Genomic DNA, 2167 nt, shown 5'->3' on the forward strand with positions numbered 1-2167 from the left:
CACCACCGCGCCCGCGCCGTAGCGCGGCGCCGGCTTGTACCGCATCTGCAGGATGTAGTCCCGCGCGCCCGGGATCCGTTGCACCGCACGGAAGAACCCGTCCCGCACGATCTCGGTGCGGCGGCTGCGCGGCTGGTACATCGCCCCGACCCGCGTCGCGAAGGAGACCATCGCGGTGGCGTGGCCCCGGCGTTCGGCGTCGTAGGTGTCGAGCAACGCGGGCCCGGCCCGGCCCGCGGTCACCGCGGCGAGCTTCCACGCCAGGTTGGTCGCGTCCCGGATGCCGGAGTTCATGCCCTGGCCGAAGAACGGCGGCTGCAGGTGCGCGGCGTCGCCTGCGAGGAACACCGGACCCGCGCCGAACGTGGCGGCGATCCGGGAGTGGTGCCAGTACACGCGGCGTCCCTGCACCTCCGGCAGCGCGTCCGGGTAGAAGCGGCGCAACAGCCCGGCGACGAACCCCTCGCTCGCCGCCTGCTCGTCCTCCTCGCCGGGCAGCAGCTTGAACTCGAAGCGGCGGTGGGCGTACGGCAGCGGGATCGTCATGGTCGGGCGGTCGGGATCGCAGTGGACGGCCGAGTACGGGGCGTCGAGGGTGTCGCCCGCGACGTCCACCACCAGCCACCGCGACGGCGCGGTGCTGCCCTCCAGCGCGATGCCGAGCGCCTGTCGCACGAGGCTGCGGCCGCCGTCGGCCCCGACGGCGTAGCGGGCCCGGACCTCGACCAGGCCCTCCCCCGACTTCGCCTCCAGCCTGACGCCGTCCGCTCCTGCGTCGACGTCGGTCACCTCGGTTCCGGTGTGCAGGGTGACGTGCGGGAACCGGTCCAGCCCCGCCCGCAGCGTCCGTTCCAGGAGCGGCTGCAGGAACAGGTTCCGGCGCGGGTGGCCGTAGGGCCTGCCGCTGGGCCCCACGTGCGCGAGCACCCGCCCGGTCGACGAGTGGTAGCGGATCGGCACGTTGCGGATCAGGTCGGGCAGGACGTCCGCGAGGACCCCCGCGGTCTGCAGGGTCCGCAGCGACTCGTCGTCGATCGCGACGGCCCGCGGGTAGGGCGTGACCGCGGGCTCGCGGTCGAGCACGACCGTGCGGACCCCGGCTCGGCCCAGCAGGGTGGCCAGGGTCGTGCCACACGGCCCGGCTCCGACGACGGCGACGTCGGTCTCGATCTCCACCACGGTGCCCCCAGGTCGACATCAGTGTCAGATGCGGCGAACCGCCGGCTCGGATTCCCCCGGCGACCTCGGGCGCCACGGGCCGTCCGACAAGGTCGCCGGGACGCGAGCGAGGTCGCGAGGGCGTGGCCACCCGCAGGTCGAAGCGTAATACACAGATCGTCAGATTCACAGTCGCTCTGACATCGGTTCCGGGCCCGGGACCGTTGACCCGCGACCGGTCCGCGAACTAGCGTCCACCTCGGGCGGAACGTCGTTCTCACGAGTGCGGACCCCGGTGTCCCCGTGCGTCGCCGCCCCTCGACCGTTCCCCCGTCCTCCGAGGAGCCTGCGTGAAGTTCACCGTGGAGTACCCGATCGAACGCGGCGGCGACTACTCCGCGGACTTCCTCCGGCCCGAGGTCCTCACCGACCTCGCTCGGACGGCCGAGGCCGCGGGCTTCACGGCGATCGGCTTCAGCGAGCACCCCGCACCCTCGCGCAAGTGGCGGGAGAACGGCGGCCACGACACCTTCGACCCACTCGCCGCGCTCGCCTTCTGCGCGGCCGTGACCACCCGGCTGCAGCTCATGCCGCACCTGCTCGTGCTGCCGTACCACAACCCCCCGATGCTGGCGAAGACTCTGTCCACCGTGGACGTGCTGAGTGGGGGACGGCTCGTCGTCGCCGCGGGGACGGGCTACCTGCGCTCCGAGTTCGCCGCCGTGGGCAGCGACTTCGCGGAGCGCAACGCCTTGTTCGACGAAGCGGTCGAGGTGGTCCGGGCGGCGTGGAGCGGCGAGCCCTACCACGCCGAGGGCGGCCGGTTCCTCGCCGTCGACCAGGTCCTGCGGCCGCGCCCGGTGCAGGCCCGGCTGCCGATCTGGCTCGGCGGCAACAGCGCGCTCACCCGCCGTCGGGTGGTGCGCTACGGCGACGGATGGTCCCCGATGCTCACCGCGGACCGGTCCACCGCGACCCTGCGGACCTCGGCGATCGCGTCGATCGAGGA

General features: G+C 73.3%; 2 protein-coding genes. One reads left to right on the plus strand and one right to left on the minus strand.

Features of this window, described 5'->3' with window-relative positions; all coding sequences use genetic code 11:
* Positions 1–1179, minus strand: a 1179-nt coding sequence (locus H5J29_RS30050) for a bifunctional 3-(3-hydroxy-phenyl)propionate/3-hydroxycinnamic acid hydroxylase (protein ID WP_220188112.1), incomplete at its 3' end; no start/stop codon positions are given.
* 329 nt (positions 1180–1508) lie between these two features.
* On the opposite strand from H5J29_RS30050, the gene H5J29_RS30055 reads away from it, so the two are divergent.
* Positions 1509–2167 (plus strand): TIGR03619 family F420-dependent LLM class oxidoreductase (locus H5J29_RS30055; protein ID WP_181784338.1); only part of this gene is annotated, 659 nt, incomplete at its 3' end.

Origin of the sequence: Pseudonocardia pini (assembly GCF_013870575.1) — a bacterium.
Classification (GTDB): Bacteria; Actinomycetota; Actinomycetes; order Mycobacteriales; family Pseudonocardiaceae; genus Pseudonocardia; species Pseudonocardia pini.